Here is a 20,531-nt window from a genome sequence, read left to right on the forward strand (position 1 = left end):
TCGCTGCGCTCATCCGGGCTACGCAGCGTCCGCGGCTCAGGTGAAGTCGAGCACCACGCGGCCGTCGATCTTGCCGGCCTTCATGCGGTCGAAGATCGCGTTGATCTCCGACAGCGGCGCGGTGGTGACCTCGGCGCCCACCTTGCCCTCGGTGGCGAAGGCGATGGCCTCGTCGAGATCGCGCCGCGTGCCGACGATCGAGCCGCGCACCGTGATGCGCTTCAACACGACGTCGAAAATGGGCGTCGGGAATTCGCCCGGAGGCAGGCCGACCAGGCTCACCGTCCCCTTGCGGCGGACCATCTTGAGCGCCTGCGCAAAGGCCGGCGTCGACACTGCGGTGACCAGGACGCCATGGGCCCCTCCCCCGGTGATCTGGATCACCCGCTCCACGGCATCCTTGTCGAGCGCGTTGACGGCATGCTCGGCGCCCGCCTCCATCGCCAGCTTCAATTTGTCATCGGCGATGTCGACACCGATCGCCTTCAGTCCCATCGCCTTCGCATACTGGATCGCGACATGGCCGAGACCACCGACGCCGAAGATGACCACCCATTCGCCCGGTCGCGCGTCGGTCTCTTTCAGGCCCTTGTAGGTCGTGACACCGGCGCACAGGATCGGAGCGATCTTCGCAAAGTTCACGTTGGCCGGCAGGCGCGCCGCGAAAGCCGCTGATGCGATGACGTATTCCGCGAAACCGCCATTCACGCTGTAGCCGGTGTTGTGCTGATGCTCGCACAGGGTTTCCCAGCCGGTCTCGCAATATTCGCATCGCAGGCAGGCATCGTGCAGCCACGCCACCCCAACGGCGTCGCCGACCTTGAAATCGGCGACGTCAGGTCCGAGCGCGGCAACGATGCCGGCCGCCTCGTGGCCCGGAATGAACGGCGGCACCGGCTTCACCGGCCAGTCGCCGGAGGCGGCGTGAAGGTCGGTATGACAGACGCCGCACGCCTTCAGCTTGACGAGTAGCTCGCCCGGCCCCGGCACAGGCACCGGCACGTCCTCGATGACCAGCGGCTTGCCGAAGGCTTTGACGATGGCGGCTTTCATGGTCTGCATCAGTCTGCTCCTCATGTTGGGGCGCAAACTAACGAGAGCCGCGACGTTGGGTCTTGATCGGCGTCAAACCCCGCTGCTGCTTTGATGCGCAGCATGTAACAGTTTCATGACGACATGGACGGCCGCGCGGCGCACGATCTCATGCATGAAACTTCAGACCGTCGACGATCTTGTCCACCACCTTGCGTTCGGCACGGAGCGCCAATCCCACCAGGTTGAGATCAGTCCGAGCGACGGCCTTCACCGCCGCACGGTTGGCTTCGTCATGCGTGGTCTTGAACATGTCCTCGGTATAGAGCGCCGGCTTCACACTGCGCGACAATGCGCGATCCAAAGCACGCGCCAGCGCTGCAGGATCCGGGGCGGCGTAGATCAGGATGGGCTGGCCGATCAGCGCGTGATAGGGCGTCGACGATCCATCCTCATAGGGCGCGCCGATGCAGTCGGGAAAGGCGGCGGCGATGCCGCTGGCGAGAAACGCCGCCACGTTCAGCTTCTGCCAGGCTTCGAGATCGTTACGGATGATCAGCGCGATCTTGGTGTCGAATTGCATGTCACTTCCACGGTCCGATGTCCACGAGCGCTCAGAATAGCGGAGCCGTCTCGCGCGTGAAGCATCGAAATTGAAAGCGCGTGCCGCAGAACCCGACGGATGAGTCCATTGGGACTTGAGCCTGGATCAGCCCTTGGCGTCGCAGACCCAGGCGCGGATGACGCATTCCTTGCCGCCATATTTGTAGCATTCGCGCGTTGCGTCGTTGAGCGAGGCCGAGATCTTCGGCCTCACGGCATAGCCGTGCGGACCGCAGGGATTGGTGAGGTCGACGGCGAACGCGGCACAGGCCTTCTTCATCGTCACGGCGGTGCATTCGCCCTTGCACTGCTTCAGCGCGGCCGCCTTGGCGAGATGCTCCGCGGGATAGTCGAACGCCTGACCATAGGCGGCGCACTGGCCGATGGCGAAGGCGCCGGCGGCATGCGCCGGGCTGATGGCGCCGTAGGTCGCAACGCGCGCAGCGCCGACGAGCACGGTCAATCCAAGTGCAAATGGCGCGAACCGTCGCGCGGTCGTGGAAATGATCACCTTTTCCTCCCCCGAGGCCCAATGTCGGCAAATCTAGCCGGGGGTCGTTGAAACTTGGTGAACGAGAGGTTGCGAGGGAGAGATCGTAGCCCGCATGAGCGCAGCGATATGCGGGGTCTCACGCACAGCCTCGATAACCCGCACGTCGCTTGCGCTCATGCGGGCTACGGGCTCACCCGCGCCGCGCGGCTTCCAGCGCCTGCGGGGTGTCGATGTCGAGGAAGGCGCCGTTGCCGTCGACGGGCACCTCGGCGACGGCCTCGGTGTGCTTGGCGATCAGGTGCCGCGCGCCGACGTCGCCATCGAGCGTCATCAGCTCGGCGAAGAAGCGGCGTGACCACAGCACGGGATTGCCGCGGCGCCCCTCGGACACGGGCACGACGATCAAATTGCCGCGATCGGGCGCGAAGGCGCCGATCAGGCGGTCGAGCAGATCGGACGAGACCATCGGCATGTCGCCGAGACAGACCACGGCGCCATCGACACCCTCGGGCACCGCGCCGATGCCGGCCTTGACGGAGCTGGCGAGGCCACCGGCAAAATCAGGATTGCGGACGAAGCGGACGTCGAGGTCGGACAGCGCCTGCTCGACCAGCTCGGCCTGATGGCCGGTCACGACGATGACCTCGCGTGCCCTCGACGCCAGCGCCTGCTCGGTGACGATCCGCACCAGCTTCTTGCCGTCGAGCTCGGCGAGCAGCTTGTTCGGCCCGCCCATGCGCGTCGAGCGTCCGGCGGCGAGCACGACCGCGGCGACCTTGCGCTCGCCGTCGGCCTCCTCCGGCTTGGCGCGCGGCTGCGGCCGGGTCACGATCTCCATCAGGAGTCCTCCGACGCCCATCGCGGTCAGCTCGCTGCGGGTGACCTTGATGCCGGCGAGCAGCCGCATCAGCACCCAGTCGAAGCCGTTCTCGGCCGGCGAACGCGCACAGCCGGGCGCGCCGAGCACCGGCACACCGCCGGCGCTGCCGATCAGCAGCAGATTGCCGGGATCGACCGGCATGCCGAAATGCGCGATGGCGCCGCCGATGCCGGTGATCGCGGCCGGGATCACGTCGCGGCGATCGGCGATCGCCGACGCGCCGAACACGATCACGAGCTCTGCGCCGAGACCCAGAAGTTCTTTGATCGCCACGGCCAGCGCGGCCTGCTCATGCGGCACGCGGCGCTCGGCGATGATCGCAGCCCCCGCCGGCGCGAGACGCTCGGCCGTGACCCGCAGCGTCTTGTCGATCACCTTGGGTGCGAGCCCCGGAAGAATGGTCGAGACCACGCCGACGCGCTTGACGACATAGGGCGCAATGCTGAGCGCGCCCTTGCCCGCCGCCGCCACCGCAGCATCGCGCAGGCGGCCTTCGACGCCGAACGGGATCAGCTTGACGGTGCCGACCATCTCGCCTTCGACCACCGGCTTGAAGGCCGGCAAGGTCGCGAAGGTGATGGCCTCGTCGACGCCGTTGATGCGCTCGACAGCGGCGCGGTCGATCACCAGCACGCCGGCCTGCGCCGCGAACAGATTGGCGCGCCCGGTGAAGGCGCGATCGACATGAATGCCCTCGCCGGCCACCACCTTGGCAACGTCAGCGGCCGCCTCGTCCTCCGAGACGTCGCCGTCCTCGAGCCGGACGACGACGATCTCCTTGACGCCTTCCCTGGCCAGCGCGTCGACCTCGGCGGCCCCGATCAACGTGCCCTTCTTGAGCACCAGCGATCCCTTGCGCAGGGTGTGCACGGTCACCCCGCCGATCGCCTCCGTCGGACTGGCAGGACCGAACTTCATGCCGCCTGCTCTTTTTCCTTGGCCGGCAGCCGCAAGGTCGCGGTGATCTGCGCCATGATGGAGACGGCGATCTCCGACGGCGACACCGCGCCGATGGCAAGCCCGATCGGCGCATGAATGCGGGCGATGTCGGCATCGCTCGCACCCTGCGCGCGCAGGCGATCGCCGCGCTTGGCATGCGTCTTCCGCGAGCCGAGCGCGCCGATATAGAAGCAGTCGCGCGCGAACGCGTGCAGCAGCGCCGGATCGTCGATCTTCGGATCATGCGTCAGCGCGACGAACGCCGTGTAGTGATCGACGTTGAGCGGCGGCAGCGCCACGTCAGGCCATTCGGCGATCAGCGGCACGTCGGGGAAGCGCTCCGGGCTGGCAAAGGCCGTGCGCGGATCGATGACCGTCACGTCGTAACCGAGCGACTTGGCGATCGGCGCCAGCGCCTGGCTGATATGGACGGCGCCGATGATGACGAGACGCGCGGTTGGGGCGTAGACATTGAGGAACAGCCGCTTGCCCGCGGCCTCGACCATGCCGCTCTTGCCCATGCGCAGATGCGTCGTCAGCTCATTGCTCAGCGGGTCCGTGCCGATGGCGGCGGCCTTGACCAGGCGCTGCTCGCCGGAGGCGACGTCGGTGACGAGAATGGCCGGGCGGCGTGCGGCGCGCTCGGCATTGAGTTCGGCGAGCGTGGCAAGCTGCATCGGTCAGCCCACCTTCTCGACGAACACGCGGATGGTGCCGCCACAGGACAGCCCGACGTTCCAGGCGGTCTCGTCGGCGACGCCGAACTCCAGCATCTTGGGCTGGCCGCTGGTGATCACGTCGAGCGCCTCGGTGACGACGGCGCCCTCGACGCAGCCGCCGGACACCGAGCCGAGGAACGTGCCCTCGTCGTTGATGACGAGGTTGGAGCCGACCGGACGCGGCGCCGAGCCCCAGGTCTCGACCACGGTGGCCAGTGCCACGCCGTGACCTGTCTTGTGCCAGTCCTCGGCGGCCCTGAGGATGTCTTCGTCGCGATTGAGCATGGCTGTCTCCTTCGAGCTGATCAGGCGGCGGGCCGGATTGCACTGCGATGATGCGGCGGCAATTGCGACGACAGCGCCGAGATCAGCGTCTCGATCGACGTCAAGTTATGTACCGGGCGGAATTCGTCAACGTGGGGCAGCATGGTTTTGATGCCCTGTGCCTTGGCCTCGAAGCCGGAATAGCGCAGCAGCGGGTTCAACCAGATCAGGCGGCGGCAGGAGCGGTGCAGCCGGTCCATCTCGAAGGCGAGCTTGCTGTCGGCCTCGCGCTCCAGCCCGTCGGAGATCAGCAGCACGATCGCGCCCTGCCCGAGCACGCGCCGCGCCCACAGCTTGTTGAAAGTCTGCAGCGAGGTCGCAATCCTTGTGCCGCCGGCCCAGTCCTCGACATTGGCCGAGCAGCTCGCCAGCGCCTCGTCGGGATCGCGCTGGCGCAGCGCCCGGGTCACGTTGGTCAGCCGCGTGCCGAACAGGAACACCGAAACGCGCTTGCGCGCATCGGTGATCGCGTGGAGGAAATGCAGGAACAGGCGGGTGTACTCGCTCATCGATCCGGAGATGTCGAGCAGCGCCACGATCGGCGCCGGCTTTTCCAGCCGCCCCAGGCGATGGAAGTTGATGATCTCGCCTTCGGTGCGCAGCGCCTGGCGCAGCGTCTTGCGCATGTCGATGCGGTGGCCGCGCGGGTCCGTGGTGTGGCGGCGGGTCTTCAGCTCGGCCTGCGGCAGCCGCATCTTGGCAATGGCGCGCGCGACCTCGGCAATTTCAGCCGCGCTCATCTGCGCAAAATCCTTCTTCTGCAGCACCTCGCGGTCGGACACCGACAGCCGCAGATCCTGCTCCTGGGCCTTCGGCTCCTCATGGGTCTGCGGCCGGGCCATCGCCTCCTGGACGCGGCGCGAAGCCGGCGGCGGCTTCTTCTTGGCGTGGTCCGGCAGCGGCACCGAATCGAGCATCGACTTCCATTCCTCGGCGGGACGGAAGAACAGGTCGAAGGCCTGGGCGAAGATCAGCGCATGCTCGTGGCGCTTGACGAAGATCGATTCGAGCGTGGTGAAGACGTCCGCGCGCTTGCCGATGTCGATGACTTCCAGCGCGGTCATGGCATCGATCACGGCGCCCGGACCCACAGGGAGGCCGGCGGCGCGCAAGGCGCGCGCAAAGCCCGCGATGTTGTCGGCGATGCCGCCGGTCGGCGGCGCGAGGTGATTGATGCTGGTGGGCATGGTCTATCCCCTCGTCATTCCGGGTCATGCGAAGCATGAGCCTGGAATCCATAACCACGATCGTGAGTATGGATTCCGGGCTCGCCCTCCGGGCGCCCCGGAATGACGACCTTTGTTGTTGCGCGACCGCGACTCACGTCTCGCTGGTCGCGTCCTTGATCGCCTTCTGCAGCTGATCGCCCTGCATGCGCGTGATGTCGTCCTGGTACTTCAGCAGCGCGCCCAGCGTGTCGCCGACGACTTCCGCATTCAGCGAGCGGGCATCGAGCTCGGTCAGCGCAGTGGCCCAGTCCAAGGTCTCCGCCACGCCCGGCGATTTGTAGAAATCCTGGTCGCGCAAGGCCTGGACGAAGCGCACGATCTGCTGCGACAGCCGCTGCGAGATGCCGGGCAGCCGGGTCTTGACGATCGCGAGCTCGCGTTCGGCGGAGGGATAGTCGACCCAATGATACAGGCAGCGCCGCTTCAGCGCGTCGTGGATCTCGCGGGTCCGGTTCGAGGTGATGATCACGATCGGCGGATGCGGCGCCTTGACGGTGCCGAACTCGGGGATCGTGACCTGGAAGTCGGAGAGGATCTCGAGCAGATAGGCCTCGAACGCCTCGTCGGCGCGGTCGAGCTCGTCGATCAGCAGCACGGGCGCGCCGGCCACGTCCGGCTCGAGCGCCTGCAGCAGCGGGCGCTTGATCAGATAGCGGTCGGCGAAGATGTCCGACGTGAGCTGATCGCGATCGACGTCGCCGCCGGCTTCCGCCAGCCTGATCGCGATCATCTGCGCGGCCGAATTCCACTCGTAGACTGCGGAGGCGACGTCGAGCCCCTCATAGCACTGCAGGCGGATGAGCTTGCGCCCAAGCGCCGCCGACAGCACCTTGGCGATCTCGGTCTTGCCGACGCCGGCCTCGCCCTCGAGAAACAGCGGCCGCCCCATGCGCAGCGACAGGTAGGTCACCGTCGCCAGCGCCCGCTCGGCCAGATAGCCGCGCGAGGACAACAATTCGAGCATCGCATCGACCGATGTCGGCAGCGCTGCAGCACTCACTGGAGGGCTCATGGGCGAGACCGCCTTCCTTGACCGCGGACGCCCGTCACGAAGCCGGAGCCTCGGGCTCCGCAGCACCCTCTGATCCGGACGAGGCCTTGGCCCCGGCGTTCGCCGCATCGACCGCACGCCGCGCGAGCACGCCGATCAGGTGGGCGCGATATTCGGCGCTGCCGTGAATGTCGCTGTTGAGGCCTTCCGCCGACACCGGGATGCCCTCGAGCACCTTCGGCGAGAAGCGCTTCTGCAACGCCTCCTCGAACGCGGTGACGCGGAACACGCCATTGCCGCCGGCGCCGGTCACGGCGACGCGCACGTCCGAAGGACGCCGCGCGACGAACACGCCGACCAGCGCATAGCGCGAGGCCTGGTTGCGGAATTTCACATAGGCCGCCTTCTTCGCCAGCGGGAAGCTCACCTTGGTGATGATCTCGTCCGGCTCCAGCGCGGTCGTGAACAGCCCAAGGAAGAACTCCTCGGCCTTCAGCTTGCGTTTGTTGGTGACGATGGTGGCGCCGAGCGCCAGACATGCCGCCGGATAGTCCGCCGTCGGATCGTTGTTGGCGATCGAACCGCCGATGGTGCCACGGTGACGGACCGCGGGATCGCCGATCAGACCTGCGAGTTCGGCAAGCGCCGGGATCGCCTCGCCCACCGTGGCGGAGTTCGCCACATCGGCGTGACGCGCCATCGCGCCGATCACGAGGTTGCGGCCCTTCACCTCGATCGTGTCCAGCCCCTCGACGTGGGAGAGGTCGACCAGATGCGGCGGGCTAGCGAGCCGCTGCTTCATGACCGGCACCAAGGTGTGGCCGCCCGCGACCAGCTTGGCGTCCTCGTTCTTGGTGAGGAGATTGGCGGCCTGGCGCACGGTGGCCGGCCGATGGTATTTGAATTCGTACATGGGGATTGTCCTGTGCGCGGCGGCGGCTTAGGCGAGGTCCGATTTGGCCATCGCCTTGGCGCCGGCGGCGATCGATTCCACGATGTTCTGATAACCGGTGCAGCGGCAGAGATTGCCCTCCAGCTCCTCGCGGATGGTCTCCTCGCTGAGCTCGTGGCCCTTGCGGTGCACGAGATCGACCGCGGTCATGATCATGCCGGGCGTGCAGAAGCCGCATTGCAGACCGTGATGCTCGCGAAACGCTTCCTGCATCGGATGCAGCGGCGCGCCGTCGGCAGCCAGCCCTTCGATGGTCCGGACCTCATGACCATCGGCCATCACGGCCAATGTCGTGCAGGACTTCACGGCCTTGCCGTCGAGATGGACGACGCAGGCGCCGCATTGCGAGGTGTCGCAGCCGACATGCGTACCGGTGAGGCGCAGATTTTCGCGCAGGAACTGCACGAGCAGCGTCCGCGGGTCGACGTTCGCCGTGACGGGATTACCGTTCACAATCATGGAAATCTTGGCCATTCAGGACTCTCTATTATCCGCTACCACAGCGTTGCACTGCAGCGCAGCCCAGCAAAATCAGTCGAAAACCATCATATGGGCGCTCCCGGCGGCGGGCAACCTCGCCACCGGACGAGCATGGGTCAGTTGCAGTCAGCTTCGATCCATCAACCTTGAACGGCCTCAACCTTGAACGGCTTTGGCGAAGTTCGCGAAGAATTCGTCGGCCAGCTTCTTGGCTGTGCCGTTGATCAGGCGCTGACCGAGCTGCGCCAGCTTGCCGCCGATCTGCGCCTCGACATTGTAGGTCAGCAGGGTGCCGCCGTCCTTCTCCGCCAGCGCGACGACCGCGCCGCCCTTGGCGAATCCCGCGACGCCGCCCTCGCCTTCGCCGGAGATCTTGTAGCCGTTGGGCGGATCGAGATCGCTCAAGGTGACCTTGCCCTTGAAGCGCGCGGAGACCGGTCCGACCTTCATCTTGGCGACGGCACGGAAGCCGCCATCCTCGGTCCTCTCCAGTTCCTCGCAGCCGGGAATGCAGGCCTTGAGCACGTCCGGATCGTTCAGCTTGGCCCAGACCGACTCTCGCGGAGCCGCCAGCTGGACCTCGCCCGTCATCGTCATTGCCATGAGCATCTCCCCCCGATTGGCGCTGTTAGAGGCATTCAAGTAAAGCACTGAACGCCCAAAAGGAAGGGCGGGCAGCGCCCGGAAGCGTTGCAGAAACGCAGGAGCACCGCAGCATTGCGGGCCTCGCGACCTCCTGGTTTTGATTGGCAGACGGCGGCGGCAATGTTTAGTTCGCCATCAAATCCGCACGATTCTCCCCGGTGGCGCTGCCGCCTTCGACGAGGACTCCGCCCATGCCGATGATCGATGCCGACGGCTGTCTGTTGAATGTGACCGTCGAGGGCCGCGACGGCGGGCCGACCCTGATGCTGTCGAACTCGCTCGGCTCGACCTTGCAGATGTGGGAGCCGCAGATGCGCGCTTTCGCGCAGGTGTTTCGCGTCATCCGCTACGACCGGCGCGGCCACGGCAAGTCGCAGGTGCCACCCGGCCCCTATTCGATCGAGCGATTCGGCCGCGATGCGCTGGCGATTCTCGATGACCTGAACATCGAGAAGGTGCACTGGTGCGGCGTGTCGATGGGCGGCATGGTCGGGCAATGGCTCGCGGCCCACGCCCCCGAGCGCGTCGGCAAGCTCGTGCTCGCCAACACCGCCTGCTACTATCCGGATCCCACGATCTGGGATGCGCGCATCAAGGCTGTTCGGGACCATGGCCTCGCCGGCATTGCCGATACCGTGATCGCCGGCTGGCTGACGCAAGAGTTCCGCGATGCCAATCCGGACGTCGCCGACCGCATGAAGGCGATGCTGGTGGCGACGCCGGTCGAGGGCTATCTCGCCTGCTGCGCGGCGCTGCGCGCGCTGGACCTGCGCGAGGATATTCCGGGCATCAAGAGCCCGACGCTGGTCGTTGCCGGCCGCTATGACAAGTCGACGCCGATTGCCATGGCGGAAGCGATTCGCAGCCGGATCCCCGGCGCCAGCATGACCATCGTCGACGCCGCGCACATCTCGAACGTCGAGGCCGCAGGCGCCTTCAACGACGCGGTGCTCGGTTTCCTCACCCAGCGCTGATCGCGCGCCAACCCGCCAAGGTCCGGCGCTCGCACCGGGATGATCAGAACTTCACGCTTGCCGCAGCGCCGGGAGCCGTGGCGGACACCATCGCCTTCGGCTGAACGGATGCGGAGGACGGCGCGGCCTGCATCGCCGGCTTCTCCACCAGCATGACGATGGCCGTGCCGAGCAGCATCAGCAGCTCCGTGGCATGCAGACGCAACGCCTGCGTCTCGCCGACCTTGGCGGCCATGATCATGCTGAAGAAGCAGAGCGCGCTGCCAAGGCCGAGCGCGATCGACAGCGCTTCGACGTAGCCGGCCATCCTTCGCACTCGCGGCACGAGGATCAGCACCAGGAACATCGCGAAGAAGCCTGCGACCGTCAGTCGCGCCAGCGCGAGCAGCCAGGCGGCGCGGACCGTCTCGATTCCCGAGAGGTGCAGATGGTCGCTGATGAACAGCGCGATCGCGATGTTGGGCCGTTCGAACAGCCCCTGGATCGGCGAGACCATGGTGTGGAACGCGATCACCGTCCAGGCGGGGACGAAATAGAGCGCCAGCAGCACACCATTGAAGCAGCTCAGCCGCCAGTTCCTGATCACACAGTTCTTGATCATGTCACGCCCGCCTTTGCATACCGCCCGCCCGTCCGGCGAGTTCAAGACGAGCTAACGCGCGGCAAATGCAGCCGGCAATTTAAACCCTTTGTTTACCTTAACAGGGCGCCCGGAGCCTCAGGGTACCCGTCCCGGACCTGCGGCGGAGGGGCTGCAGAGGGCGCTGATGTGCCCTCCCTCCCCCATCCGGCCGCGATGTCGCACCGCTAGCGCTTCTCCGGGGCCTCCTCCTGCGCCTGCCCACCGGGCGGTCGCCTGCCGCCGCCCCGCTGCTGGATCGGCTTGCCCTGGGTCTGCCCTTGCTGATTCTGCCCCGGGTTCTGATGGCCCTGGTTCTTGTCCGTCAGGCTGCTCATGTGCGTCTCCCGTCAAAGAGGTAACAAGACAACCAACGCGGGAACGGGCTGATGCGCTGCCTGGCATCCCAACCGATCATTCGTGGCAATGGCCCGGCGCAATGGTGGCAACGGAACTTCGCCATCAAACCAGGCGGGATAAGCCCGCAATTGCGGCAGTGCACGCTGTTGCCGCAGCCGGTTCCTACCTGTTAGGTATTGCGCCGCGCATCGCCTTCGGTGCACAGCTGCTCGGCCTCACGAATGAGGTGAGTGCTTGTCCCGCAGGCCCCCGCCGCGTTGCGAACCACTATCGGCAGTCTCACTCTCGGCAGTCTCACTATCGGCAGTCCATGGATTATTTTGCGCAGCAGCTCATCAACGGCCTCGTCCTGGGCTCGATCTACGGCCTGATCGCCATCGGTTATACGATGGTCTATGGCATCGTCGGCATGATCAATTTCGCCCATGGCGACATCTTCATGATCGGCGGATTCATCGCACTGATCTCCTTCCTGATCCTGGTGTCGATGGGCCTGACCGTGGTTCCGGTCATTCTGCTGATCGTGCTCCTGGTCTCGATGGCGATCACGGCGCTCTATGGCTGGACGGTGGAGCGCATTGCCTACCGTCCGCTGCGGCACTCGTTCCGCCTCGCGCCGATGCTGTCGGCCATTGGCATGTCGTTCGTGCTCACCAACTATTCGCAGGTCTCGCAGGGCGCGCGCGTCAAGCCGGTGCCGCCGATCATCACCGGCGGCTACACGCTGCACGAGGGCGCCAGCGGCTTCGTGGTGCAGCTCTCCAACGTCCAGATCGTGGTTGTGATCACCACCATCGTGCTGCTCCTGCTGTTCACCTGGCTGGTGTCGCGCACCCGGCTCGGCCGCGACATGCGCGCCTGCGAGCAGGACCAGACCATGGCGGCGCTGCTCGGCGTCGACGTCGACCGCACCATCTCGATGACCTTCGTGATCGGTGCCGCACTCGCCGCCGTCGCCGGCATGATGTACCTGCTATATTACGGCCTGGTCGATTTCTTCATGGGCTTCGTCGCGGGCATCAAGGCGTTCACGGCGGCGGTGCTCGGCGGCATCGGCTCGCTGCCGGGCGCCATGCTCGGCGGCCTCGCGATCGGGTTGATCGAGACGTTCTGGTCGGCCTATTTCTCGGTGGAGTACAAGGACGTCGCGGCGTTCTCGATCCTCATCGTGGTGCTGATCTTCCTGCCGACCGGCCTGCTCGGCCGGCCGGAAGTTGAAAAAGTCTGACGACGGAGCCCGTGTGAGCGCGTCAATTCCCGCTTCCTCGAAAGGCTCCGAACCGGTCGGAGTCGCATTCATCCTCAGGAAGGCCTTCCTCAGCGCGCTGGTGGCGCTCGGCCTGTTCTCGCTCATGATCGGCATCCGCACCGAAGCGGGCCAGAGCGGCCAGCTCGTCTACTGGACGCGCTTCAACGAACTCGCCGGGCTCGTCTTCGCGGTGTTCGTAGGCTCGATCGTTGTCGAGTTGTTGCGAATGTGGCTCGGGCCGCGTCGCGGCGTCGGCAGCTTCGTGCCGCAATCGGTCCGGAGCGGGCTGTCCGTTGCCGGGCGCTACCTCGCGCCGGCGCTGCTGATCTTCGCGCTCCTCGTGCCGGTGATCTTCTACAATCAGCGCTACATTCTGGATCTCGGCATTCTGGTTCTCACCTACGTGATGCTGGGCTGGGGGCTCAATGTCGTGGTCGGTCTCGCCGGCCTGCTCGACCTCGGCTACGTCGCCTTCTACGCGGTGGGCGCCTATTCCTACGGGCTGCTGTCGACCACGTTCGGCCTGTCATTCTGGGTGTGCCTGCCGCTCGCCGGCATTCTCGCCGCGTTCTGGGGCGTGCTGCTCGGCTTCCCCGTGCTGCGCCTGCGCGGCGACTATCTGGCGATCGTGACGCTCGCCTTCGGCGAGATCATCCGCCTCGTGCTGATCAACTGGCAGGAGGTGACCGGTGGTCCCAACGGCGTCTCCGGGATCCCGCGTCCGACCCTGTTCGGGATTCCGCTGACCCCCGGCCCCGACGGTCTTGCCGCCCTGCTCGGCATTCCGTTCTCGCCGACGCATCGCATCGTCTTCCTGTTCTATCTGATCCTGGCGCTGGCGCTGCTCACCAACTGGGTCACGATCCGGCTGCGCCGTCTGCCGATCGGCCGCGCCTGGGAGGCGCTGCGCGAGGACGAGGTCGCCTGTCGCGCGCTCGGCATCAACACCACCACGACCAAGCTGACGGCGTTTGCGACCGGCGCCATGTTCGGCGGCTTCGCCGGCGCCTTCTTCGCAACGCGCCAGGGCTTCATCAGTCCGGAATCCTTCACCTTCCAGGAATCGGCGCTGGTGCTCGCCATCGTCGTGCTCGGTGGCATGGGATCCCAGCTCGGCGTAGCACTGGCGGCGCTCGCCATGATCGGCGGCTTCGAGCTGTTCAGAAGCCTCGAAGTGTACCGCATGCTGGTGTTCGGTCTCGCCATGGTGCTGGTGATGATCTGGCGCCCGCGCGGCATCGTCGGCCATCGCGCGCCGACCGTTTTTCTCGAGAAGTCCGAGGCCATCTCGTCGGACCTCGTCAAGGAAGGCCACGGATGAACTCCGCCCCTATCCTCGCGCTCGAAAATCTCACCATGCGCTTCGGCGGCATCGTCGCCGTCAACGCGTTGTCGTTCACCGCGGGCCGCGAGCAGATCACCGCGCTGATCGGCCCCAACGGCGCCGGCAAGACCACCGTGTTCAACTGCATCACCGGCTTCTACAAGCCGACCTCCGGCGTCATCCGCCTGACCCATGACGACGGCACGCAGTTCGAGATGCAGAAGCTGAAGGACTTCAACATCTCGAAGCAGGCCAAGGTCGCGCGCACGTTCCAGAACATCCGCCTGTTTCCAGGCATGACGGCGCTCGAGAACCTGATGGTCGCGCAGCACAACGCGCTGATGCGCGCGTCCGGGCTCACGCTGCTGGGGCTGCTGGGCGTGCCCTCCTGGCGCGCAGCCGAGCGGAGCGCGATCGATGCGGCCGTGTTCTGGCTGAAACGCGTCGGGCTGATCGATCGCGCCGATGAAGCTGCCGGCAATCTCGCTTATGGCGACCAGCGGCGGCTGGAGATCGCGCGGGCGATGTGCACCACTCCCGCTCTGCTCTGCCTCGACGAGCCGGCCGCGGGGCTCAACGCTCGCGAGAGCGGCGCCTTGAGCGAGCTGCTGCTGTCGATCCGGGCGGACCACGGCACGTCGATCCTCCTGATCGAGCACGACATGAGCGTCGTGATGGAAATCTCGGACCGGATCATCGTGATGGACTACGGCGTCAAGATCGCGGAAGGCACGCCACGCGACATCCGCGACGACCCCAAGGTCATCGCGGCCTATCTCGGCACCGACGAAGAGGAAGCCGCTGCTGTGATGGAGGCCGAGGCGTGAGCGCTTCTCTCCTCTCGATCCACAGCCTGCGCGCCTCCTACGGCAAGATCGAAGCGCTCAAGGGTGTTGATCTCGACATCACGGCCGGCGAGATCGTCGCACTGATCGGCGCCAACGGCGCCGGCAAATCGACGTTGATGATGTCGATCTTCGGCCGCCCGCGCGCAAGCTCCGGCCACATCATCTATGACGGCAACGACATCACCCAGGTGCCGACGCATCAGATCGCACGGCTGCGCATTGCGCAGTCGCCGGAGGGGCGTCGCGTCTTCCCGCGCATGAGCGTCGCCGAAAATCTGCAGATGGGCGCCGACGCGGGCGGCTCCACGGAGGCCGAGCGCGCCGTCAGCCTGGAGCGCGTGCTCGCGCTGTTCCCCCGCCTGAAGGAACGCATCGATCAGCGCGGCGGCACGCTGTCCGGCGGCGAGCAGCAGATGCTGGCGATCGGGCGCGCGCTGATGAGCCGGCCGCGTCTGCTGCTTCTCGATGAGCCTTCGCTCGGCCTCGCGCCGCTGATCGCCCGCCAGATCTTCGACGCCATTCGGACGCTCAACAGGCAGGACGGGCTGACCGTCCTGATCGTCGAGCAGAATGCCAACCATGCGCTGAAGCTCGCGCATCGCGGCTACGTGCTGGTGAACGGCCTGATCACGCTGTCGGGCACCGGCGCCGAACTGCTGCAACGGCCGGAGATCCGCGCAGCCTATCTCGAGGGCGGTCGCCACTGAGCGGCCCGCGAAGGCTCGGCCATAATTGCCTTAGCCCTTCGTCTAGTGCGGTGAATTCGCCGTTTCGATCAGCCTGCCCTGCGTGCTTGTCATCGAAGTTTCAACTTCGAAGCGGCACTGGAATCAAGGCGTTGCCGGCGCTGTTCGTCCCCGAAGGTCGCGAAAGAACGTGCGGCGATCTGATACGAACTTCGGAAACCTCACACTGTCGGCCGTGAAATTTGCCGGTGACTTCGGCGGAAAATCAGCCACAATGCGCGCGGTCTGCAGCCCGCCGTTCGGGCTGTTCCGTGTCGACTACCCCCCGCGAGGATTTCTCATGAAACCACTCAAACTCATCGGCCTGGCTCTGGGCGCATCGCTGGCGCTCTCGACCGCCGCTCTCGCCGAAGACATCAACATCGCCGTCGCCGGCCCCATGACCGGCAGTGAATCGGCCTTCGGCCGTCAGATGCAGAACGGCGCCGAGATGGCGGTTGCCGACCTCAATGCCGCCGGCGGCGTGCTCGGCAAGAAGCTCGCTCTGCAGGTCGGTGACGATGCCTGCGATCCGAAGCAGGCGCGTTCGGTCGCCGAGAAGCTCGCCGGTTCCGGCATTCCGTTCGTTGCCGGCCATTTCTGCTCGTCATCGTCGATCCCGGCCTCCGAGGCCTATGCCGACAGCAACGTCCTGCAGATCACGCCGGCCTCGACCAATCCGCTGTTCACCGAGCGCAAGCTGTGGAACGTGGCGCGCGTCTGCGGCCGCGACGATCAGCAGGGCCTCGTCGCCGCCAACTACATCGCGAAGAACTTCAAGGGCAAGAACATCGCGATCCTCAACGACAAGACCACCTACGGCAAGGGTCTCGCCGACGAGACCAAGAAGGCGCTCAACAAGGCCGGCGTCACCGAGAAGATGTTCGAGTCGTACAACAAGGGCGACAAGGACTTCAACGCGATCGTGTCGCGCCTGAAGCGTGAGAACATCGACCTCGTCTATGTCGGCGGCTATCATCAGGAAGCCGGCCTGATCCTGCGTCAGATGCGCGATCAGGGTCTCAAGACCATCCTGATGGCGGGCGATGCGATGAATGACAAGGAATTCGCCTCGATCACCGGCCCGGCCGCGGAGGGCACGCTGTTCACCTTCGGCCCCGAGCCGCGCAACAAGCCGACCGCGAAGGCGATCGTCGACAAGTTCAAGGCCAAGAACATCGATCCGGAAGGCTACACCCTGTACACCTACGCCGCGATCCAGGTGTGGTCGCAGGCCGTGAAGAAGGCCAACACCACCGACGCCAAGAAGGTGATGGACACCATCAAGGCCGGCGAGTGGGACACGGTGCTGGGCAAGCTCGGCTTCGACGCCAAGGGCGACATCAAGCAGATCGACTACGTCGTCTACAAGTGGGACGCCAAGGGCAGCTATGCCGAGCTCGGCGGCAAGGGCTCCTGATCAAGGATCCTGATCGATCATCATCGACATGAAAACGCCCCGGTCCATGACCGGGGCGTTTTGCTGAGAGCGTTGCTTTGGGGCTTTATGCGTTGGCTGAAGGCGAGCAGCGTGCCCACTCGATCAATGACCTCATCAGCAAGGTGGGGCGCACGGCACCATCGATAGTTGGATCGGAGAGAGAGCGCGGCAGTCCCCTCGCCCATCCCTGCAGCTGCGAAACGATTTACCCCGCGCAGGCCGAGAGCGACGCCGCACTCTTGTTGTCCTTCACGGCCGTACGAGCCAGTTCCACCGCATGCATCAGTTCGGCCGGACGGAACGGCTTCTGCAGGTAGACCACGCGGGTCAACTCGTCCGACATCGCGGCGCCGTCGAACGCGCTCATGCCGGATACGGCGACGACCGGAAGATCAGGCATCAGCGCACGCAGACCGCTGACCAGATCGAGGCCGTTCGACTCTTCGAGATAGATGTCGACGATCGCGGCGTCGAAGGCCTGCTCGCGGAACAGTTGCAACCCCGCCGTCGCGGTTCCCGCTTCGACCACGTCGAACTGATTGACGCGCAGCACCATGCTGATCATGGCGCGCACATCCTTCTGATCGTCGACCACCAGGATCCGCATCAACCTCTCCAGGAATTTTTGTTGGACAGCCTACAACATAAGAAGGAATCGGGTACAACTACGGGTATATTTATCCCGACCGCGGTAAAGGTGCAGTTACTCCAACTCACGACTCATTCGACAAAACAGCTTTTCTACAGAACGTTTTAAGCGGTATAATACAACCATTATTAGAATAATTGAATTTTTCGCGCGACGGTAGCGACCACGCACGCTTCAGCACGTTGATGCCTCGCGCACAGGATTTCGGAGATGCAGAGCATCGAGGACACAAGCGAAGTACTTCTATCGACCTCTACCGCAAAGCGCCGAGATCAACTCGCAGCACTCGCTGCGGTTGCAATGTCCGCTGTGCTTTTTGCCGCCGCCGCTCCCTTTGCCAAGGTGCAACTGCCGGCCGTCCCGGCGTTCATCGCGAGCTACCAGTCCGCCTTGGCGCTGAACGATCTGATGACGGCGTTCCTGCTGTTTTCCCAGTTCGTGCTGCTGCGCTCGCGCGCGCTGCTCTGGCTTGCGTCCGGCTACCTGTTCACTGCGCCCGCCGCCTTGCTGCACACGCTCGTGTTTCCCGGCCTCTACTCGCCGACCGGCCTGCTCGGCGCCGGACCGCAGAGCGCGGTCTGGATCTACATGATCTGGCACGTCGGGTTCCCGCTGTTCGTCCTGGCCTATGCGCTGCACAGGCGCGACCGGCCCACATCAGTCGACGCTGTCGCGGCGCCGCTGTTGCTCGCCATTTCGGGCGTTGCGATTGGGCTTGCGGCGCTGATCTGGACCGCAATCGCCTATGATACGTCGCTGCCCGCGCTCGTCAGTGACGGCGCCGCGACGCCGGCCTTGAAGGTCGTCGTCGGCGCCATCTGGTGCGTGACGTCGGCCGCCCTCGTTGTGCTGGCGTGGCGCCGGCCGCATACCATTCTCGACCTTTGGGTCATGGTGGTGCTGTGCGCCTGGTTGTTCGATCTCTCCCTGGCCTCGCTGCTCAATGCCGCGAGGTTCGATCTCGGCTACTATGCCGGGCGCATTTACGGCCTGCTGGCGGCGAGCTTCGTGCTCGGCGTGCTGCTCGCCGACAATGTCGGCCTGCAGGCGAGGCTCACGCGCCTGCTCCAGCAGCAGCGCCGGCAGAATGAAACCGAGCGCGCCCGCTTCATCGCGCGCGAGCGGCTGTTCAGCGCCGTCGTGGAATCCTCCAGCGACGCCGTCATCACGCTGACTCTGCACGGCAAGATCACGTCCTGGAACCGGGCCGCCGAGCAGCTGTTCGGATATGGCGCTGACGAGGCGCTCGGCAACGACATCGGTCTGATCGTGCCCTCCGAGCGGCGCTGCGAGGTCGATGGCATCCTGGAGCGGATCGGCAGCGGCGAGAAGATCGAGCATCACGAGACGGTGCGCCGTCACAAGGACGGCCACGAGATCGAAGTGTCGCTCAGCATCTCTCCGATCCTCGATGCGCGCGGCACCGTGATCGGCGCTTCGAAGGTCGCGCGCGACATCACCGAGAGCAAGCGCACCCGCAGCGCTCTGACCCGGGAAACCGAGGAACGGCGGCGCATCTTCGAGACCTCGCAGGATCTGATCCTGATCGCCGACTCCTACGGCCAGCTGATGCAAGTCAGCCCGAGCTCGCTCGCTGTGCTCGGCTACCGGCCCGAGGAGATGGCCGGCCGCAACGCCAGCGACTTCGTCTATCCGCCCGAGCTCGAAGCCGTGCGCAGCCAGATGCGCGACTGCCGCGGCGGCCGCGACATCCGCAATTTCGAGGCGCAGCTGCTGCACAAGGAGGGCCGCGGCGTCGTCCTGAACTGGATGGCGAGCTGGTCGGAACCGGTGCAGCGCCACTTCTTCATCGGCCGCGATCTCACCGAGAAGCGCGCCGCCGAGGCGCAGTTCCGCCAGGCGCAGAAGATGGAGGCGGTCGGCCACCTCACCGGTGGCGTCGCCCACGACTTCAACAACATTCTCACCGTCATCACCGGCAGCATCGGCATCCTCGCCGACGCCGTTGCCGAGCGGCCGGAGCTCGCATCGATCGCCAAGCTGATCGACGATTCCGCCGATCGCGGCGCTCAACTCACGCGCCAGCTGCTGGCCTTTGCCCGCAAGCAGCCACTGCAGCCGACCGATTTCGACGTCAATGCGCTGATGAACGAAACCGCCGCGCTGCTGCGCCCAACGCTCGGCGAGCACATCGAGATCGAGCGCGTTCTCAGCACCGATCCATGCACCGCGCTGGCCGATCCGAACCAGCTCGCCACCTCGATCGTCAATCTCGCGCTCAATGCACGCGATGCCATGCCGCAAGGCGGCAAGCTCACGCTGGAGACGGCGAACGTCGCGCTCGATCAGGACTATGCCGACGCCAACGCCGAGGTCGTCGTCGGCGACTACGTGATGATCGCGGTGAGCGACACCGGCTGCGGCATCCCGCCGGCCTATCTGGAGAAGGTGTTCGATCCGTTCTTCTCCACCAAGGGCGTCGGCAAAGGCACCGGGCTCGGCCTCAGCATGGTGTTCGGTTTCGTCAAGCAGTCCGGCGGCCACATCAAGATCTACAGCGAGGTCGGTCACGGCACCTCGATCAAGCTCTATCTGCCTCGCTCGGCGGCCGCTCCGACGGCATCGACGGGCCAGCAAGCGCCGGACACGACCGGCGGCGACGAGACGATCCTGATCGTCGAGGACGATCCGCTGGTCCGCCAGCACGTCGTCACGCAGGTGGTGAGCCTCGGCTACACGACCTTGGCGGCCGCCAACGCCGCCGAGGCGCTCGACGTGCTGGAGCGCCATCCGGAGATCGACCTGCTGTTCACCGACGTCATCATGCCCGGGGCGATGAACGGCCGGCAGCTTGCCGACGCTGCGCGCGTGCTCCGGCCTTCGCTGCGAACGCTGTTCACATCCGGCTATACCGAGAACGCCATCGTGCACCACGGCCGCCTCGACGCCGGCGTGCTCCTGCTGCCCAAGCCCTATCGCAAGCCGGAACTCGCCCGCATGATCCGCATCGCGCTGGAGCGGTGAAGCGCGTAGCCCGGATGAGCGCAGCGATATCCGGGTTCACCGAGACAGCGCGTGAGATCCCGGATGTCGC

At 65.6% G+C, this 20,531-nt stretch carries 21 protein-coding genes; 7 read left to right on the forward strand and 14 right to left on the reverse strand.

Annotated elements, in window-relative coordinates; genetic code table 11:
* Positions 1-36 precede the first annotated feature (36 nt).
* The 11 genes from adhP to S58_RS23285 all read right to left on the reverse strand — a co-directional run bounded on the left by adhP (position 37) and on the right by S58_RS23285 (position 9,245).
* Complete coding sequence (gene adhP / locus S58_RS23235) at positions 37-1,062, reverse strand: alcohol dehydrogenase AdhP (RefSeq protein ID WP_015667812.1); 1,026 nt, start codon at positions 1,060-1,062, stop codon at positions 37-39.
* 139 nt (positions 1,063-1,201) lie between these two features.
* The gene (locus tag S58_RS23240) at positions 1,202-1,615 is read right to left on the reverse strand and encodes a DUF2000 family protein (RefSeq protein ID WP_015667813.1); all 414 of its coding nucleotides are present in this window, start codon (positions 1,613-1,615) and stop codon (positions 1,202-1,204) included.
* Positions 1,616-1,741: 126 nt separating this feature from the next.
* Positions 1,742-2,146 carry a DUF4189 domain-containing protein gene (locus S58_RS23245; RefSeq protein ID WP_015667814.1) on the reverse strand — a complete coding sequence of 135 codons (405 nt, stop codon included), beginning with the start codon at positions 2,144-2,146 and terminating at the stop codon, positions 1,742-1,744.
* 172 nt (positions 2,147-2,318) lie between these two features.
* Positions 2,319-3,926, reverse strand: a complete 1,608-nt coding sequence (locus tag S58_RS23250) for an NTP transferase domain-containing protein (protein ID WP_015667815.1) — start codon at positions 3,924-3,926, stop codon at positions 2,319-2,321.
* A complete protein-coding gene (locus S58_RS23255) occupies positions 3,923-4,624 on the reverse strand; it encodes an XdhC family protein (RefSeq protein ID WP_015667816.1) in 702 nt (233 codons plus the stop codon). The genes S58_RS23250 and S58_RS23255 overlap by 4 nt, the downstream gene beginning before the upstream one ends.
* Before the next feature lie 3 nt (positions 4,625-4,627).
* The gene (locus S58_RS23260) at positions 4,628-4,951 is read right to left on the reverse strand and encodes an XdhC family protein (protein ID WP_015667817.1); all 324 of its coding nucleotides are present in this window, start codon (positions 4,949-4,951) and stop codon (positions 4,628-4,630) included.
* 20 nt (positions 4,952-4,971) lie between these two features.
* Positions 4,972-6,177 carry a vWA domain-containing protein gene (locus S58_RS23265; RefSeq protein WP_015667818.1) on the reverse strand — a complete coding sequence of 402 codons (1,206 nt, stop codon included), beginning with the start codon at positions 6,175-6,177 and terminating at the stop codon, positions 4,972-4,974.
* 133 nt (positions 6,178-6,310) lie between these two features.
* Entirely contained in the window at positions 6,311-7,219 is a 909-nt protein-coding gene (locus S58_RS23270; protein WP_042340161.1) for an AAA family ATPase, read from the reverse strand.
* A 46-nt stretch (positions 7,220-7,265) separates the two neighbouring features.
* Positions 7,266-8,123, reverse strand: a complete 858-nt coding sequence (locus S58_RS23275) for an FAD binding domain-containing protein (protein WP_015667820.1) — start codon at positions 8,121-8,123, stop codon at positions 7,266-7,268.
* 27 nt (positions 8,124-8,150) lie between these two features.
* Positions 8,151-8,636, reverse strand: a complete 486-nt coding sequence (locus tag S58_RS23280; RefSeq protein ID WP_015667821.1) for a (2Fe-2S)-binding protein — start codon at positions 8,634-8,636, stop codon at positions 8,151-8,153.
* A gap of 162 nt (positions 8,637-8,798) precedes the next feature.
* Complete coding sequence (locus S58_RS23285; protein WP_015667822.1) at positions 8,799-9,245, reverse strand: SRPBCC family protein; 447 nt, start codon at positions 9,243-9,245, stop codon at positions 8,799-8,801.
* A gap of 233 nt (positions 9,246-9,478) precedes the next feature.
* Between S58_RS23285 and pcaD the strand changes: the two genes are divergently transcribed.
* A complete protein-coding gene (pcaD, locus tag S58_RS23290) occupies positions 9,479-10,261 on the forward strand; it encodes a 3-oxoadipate enol-lactonase (RefSeq protein ID WP_015667823.1) in 783 nt (260 codons plus the stop codon).
* Positions 10,262-10,304: 43 nt separating this feature from the next.
* On the opposite strand, the gene S58_RS23295 is transcribed toward pcaD, so the two are convergent.
* Together S58_RS23295 and S58_RS38690 are read right to left on the reverse strand one after the other, a co-directional pair.
* Entirely contained in the window at positions 10,305-10,862 is a 558-nt protein-coding gene (locus S58_RS23295) for a hypothetical protein (RefSeq protein ID WP_015667824.1), read from the reverse strand.
* Positions 10,863-11,068: 206 nt separating this feature from the next.
* Positions 11,069-11,218, reverse strand: coding sequence for a hypothetical protein (locus S58_RS38690; RefSeq protein WP_015667825.1), 150 nt, complete (start codon positions 11,216-11,218; stop codon positions 11,069-11,071).
* A 332-nt stretch (positions 11,219-11,550) separates the two neighbouring features.
* Here S58_RS38690 and S58_RS23300 point away from each other — a divergent pair, with 332 nt between their 5' ends.
* The 5 genes from S58_RS23300 (at position 11,551) to S58_RS23320 (ending at position 16,806) form a co-directional block, all read left to right on the forward strand.
* The gene (locus S58_RS23300) at positions 11,551-12,468 is read left to right on the forward strand and encodes an ABC transporter permease subunit (RefSeq protein ID WP_015667827.1); all 918 of its coding nucleotides are present in this window, start codon (positions 11,551-11,553) and stop codon (positions 12,466-12,468) included.
* A gap of 13 nt (positions 12,469-12,481) precedes the next feature.
* Entirely contained in the window at positions 12,482-13,810 is a 1,329-nt protein-coding gene (gene livM, locus S58_RS23305; protein WP_015667828.1) for a high-affinity branched-chain amino acid ABC transporter permease LivM, read from the forward strand.
* On the forward strand, positions 13,807-14,640 hold the full coding sequence (locus S58_RS23310; RefSeq protein WP_015667829.1) for an ABC transporter ATP-binding protein: 834 nt from the start codon (positions 13,807-13,809) through the stop codon (positions 14,638-14,640). Before livM ends, S58_RS23310 begins: the two co-directional genes overlap by 4 nt.
* A complete protein-coding gene (locus tag S58_RS23315; RefSeq protein ID WP_015667830.1) occupies positions 14,637-15,368 on the forward strand; it encodes an ABC transporter ATP-binding protein in 732 nt (243 codons plus the stop codon). The genes S58_RS23310 and S58_RS23315 overlap by 4 nt, the downstream gene beginning before the upstream one ends.
* 319 nt (positions 15,369-15,687) lie before the next feature.
* Complete coding sequence (locus S58_RS23320) at positions 15,688-16,806, forward strand: branched-chain amino acid ABC transporter substrate-binding protein (protein WP_042340162.1); 1,119 nt, start codon at positions 15,688-15,690, stop codon at positions 16,804-16,806.
* A 226-nt stretch (positions 16,807-17,032) separates the two neighbouring features.
* Here the strand turns inward: S58_RS23320 and S58_RS23325 are convergent, their stop codons facing one another.
* Positions 17,033-17,437, reverse strand: a complete 405-nt coding sequence (locus tag S58_RS23325; RefSeq protein ID WP_042340163.1) for a response regulator — start codon at positions 17,435-17,437, stop codon at positions 17,033-17,035.
* A gap of 249 nt (positions 17,438-17,686) precedes the next feature.
* Between S58_RS23325 and S58_RS23330 the strand changes: the two genes are divergently transcribed.
* Positions 17,687-20,461: a PAS domain S-box protein gene (locus tag S58_RS23330; protein WP_042340164.1), complete on the forward strand. Its 2,775-nt coding sequence runs from the start codon at positions 17,687-17,689 to the stop codon at positions 20,459-20,461.
* The last annotated feature ends 70 nt before the right edge of the window (positions 20,462-20,531 follow it).

Origin of the sequence: Bradyrhizobium oligotrophicum S58 (genome assembly GCF_000344805.1) — a bacterium.
Classification (GTDB): Bacteria; Pseudomonadota; Alphaproteobacteria; order Rhizobiales; family Xanthobacteraceae; genus Bradyrhizobium; species Bradyrhizobium oligotrophicum.

Excerpts from the sequence above, each read along its gene's own strand:
- S58_RS23300 (WP_015667827.1), top strand. The coding sequence starts at position 11,551 with ATGGATTATTTTGCGCAGCAGCTCATCAACGGCCTCGTCCTGGGCTCG.
- S58_RS23310 (WP_015667829.1), top strand. The coding sequence starts at position 13,807 with ATGAACTCCGCCCCTATCCTCGCGCTCGAAAATCTCACCATGCGCTTC.
- S58_RS23260 (WP_015667817.1), bottom strand. The coding sequence starts at position 4,951 with ATGCTCAATCGCGACGAAGACATCCTCAGGGCCGCCGAGGACTGGCAC.
- S58_RS23295 (WP_015667824.1), bottom strand. The coding sequence starts at position 10,862 with ATGATCAAGAACTGTGTGATCAGGAACTGGCGGCTGAGCTGCTTCAAT.
- S58_RS23285 (WP_015667822.1), bottom strand. The coding sequence starts at position 9,245 with ATGGCAATGACGATGACGGGCGAGGTCCAGCTGGCGGCTCCGCGAGAG.
- pcaD (WP_015667823.1), top strand. The coding sequence starts at position 9,479 with ATGCCGATGATCGATGCCGACGGCTGTCTGTTGAATGTGACCGTCGAG.
- S58_RS23265 (WP_015667818.1), bottom strand. The coding sequence starts at position 6,177 with ATGCCCACCAGCATCAATCACCTCGCGCCGCCGACCGGCGGCATCGCC.
- S58_RS23320 (WP_042340162.1), top strand. The coding sequence starts at position 15,688 with ATGAAACCACTCAAACTCATCGGCCTGGCTCTGGGCGCATCGCTGGCG.
- S58_RS23250 (WP_015667815.1), bottom strand. The coding sequence starts at position 3,926 with ATGAAGTTCGGTCCTGCCAGTCCGACGGAGGCGATCGGCGGGGTGACC.
- S58_RS23280 (WP_015667821.1), bottom strand. The coding sequence starts at position 8,636 with ATGGCCAAGATTTCCATGATTGTGAACGGTAATCCCGTCACGGCGAAC.
- S58_RS23255 (WP_015667816.1), bottom strand. The coding sequence starts at position 4,624 with ATGCAGCTTGCCACGCTCGCCGAACTCAATGCCGAGCGCGCCGCACGC.
- adhP (WP_015667812.1), bottom strand. The coding sequence starts at position 1,062 with ATGCAGACCATGAAAGCCGCCATCGTCAAAGCCTTCGGCAAGCCGCTG.
- S58_RS23330 (WP_042340164.1), top strand. The coding sequence starts at position 17,687 with ATGCAGAGCATCGAGGACACAAGCGAAGTACTTCTATCGACCTCTACC.
- S58_RS23275 (WP_015667820.1), bottom strand. The coding sequence starts at position 8,123 with ATGTACGAATTCAAATACCATCGGCCGGCCACCGTGCGCCAGGCCGCC.
- S58_RS38690 (WP_015667825.1), bottom strand. The coding sequence starts at position 11,218 with ATGAGCAGCCTGACGGACAAGAACCAGGGCCATCAGAACCCGGGGCAG.
- S58_RS23240 (WP_015667813.1), bottom strand. The coding sequence starts at position 1,615 with ATGCAATTCGACACCAAGATCGCGCTGATCATCCGTAACGATCTCGAA.